This is a genomic window from Bartonella sp. CM31XJBT (assembly GCF_028618555.1).
Classification (GTDB): Bacteria; Pseudomonadota; Alphaproteobacteria; order Rhizobiales; family Rhizobiaceae; genus Bartonella.
Genome location: NZ_JAQITD010000083.1, coordinates 1 through 723, shown reverse-complemented (window position 1 = coordinate 723; position 723 = coordinate 1). Strand labels below are relative to the sequence as shown.

At 38.3% G+C, this 723-nt stretch carries 1 protein-coding gene; it reads right to left on the bottom strand.

Features of this window, described 5'->3' with window-relative positions:
• Positions 1-177 precede the first annotated feature (177 nt).
• On the bottom strand, positions 178-723 hold a 546-nt coding region (locus PVV63_RS10295), incomplete at its 5' end, for a hypothetical protein (protein ID WP_273791763.1).

Below are 723 nucleotides of genomic sequence, written 5' to 3'. Positions count from 1 at the left end.
TTAACATCAGCAAAGTCTTTTAATGCTTTAATGCGATAAAGGGTATGATTATTAATTACACGCGTTTCATTTGTGAGTGCAAACTTCTTTTGCATGAGCACAATTCCTTTATAGAGATTTAAATTTTTAAATGAGATGTTTAAAGGAGGGCGCCCCCGCCGCGCCCGCGCGTGTCATTTACGCAGCATCACTTTCATATTCGCTGTCATTATCATCGCCATAATACCCTTCAAAATCAGCATAATACTCATGACGATAATAATCATCTTCGCTACCAAACTCAGGATATGCATCATCACAGATATCTTCATTAGCTGTTAAAGAGGCATTGCTATGAATATATGAAGAACCAGAGATAAGAGCATCACAAATAACGGCATCATCAAAAACACGTGATTCATCACAAATGTAAGCAGAGCCACTTATTTTTGCATTGCCTCCGACATGAGCATCATCACAAATGACAGCATTATCGGAAATATGAGCGTGATCAGTGACACGGGCGTTATCATAAATTTGTGCATTGCCTTCAATTACAACGGCGTTGTTAGCATGCGCATTACCAGACAGCTTTGCATTGTCCTTTAATGTCATACCTTCAAAAATAGCATTCCCATAAATTTGCGCATTACCATAGACATCAACAAAAAAGCTTTTTACTTTAGCATTTCCAAAGACGCGTGCATTTTGAAAGACCCGAGCTTTATTATACACCCAGCAATT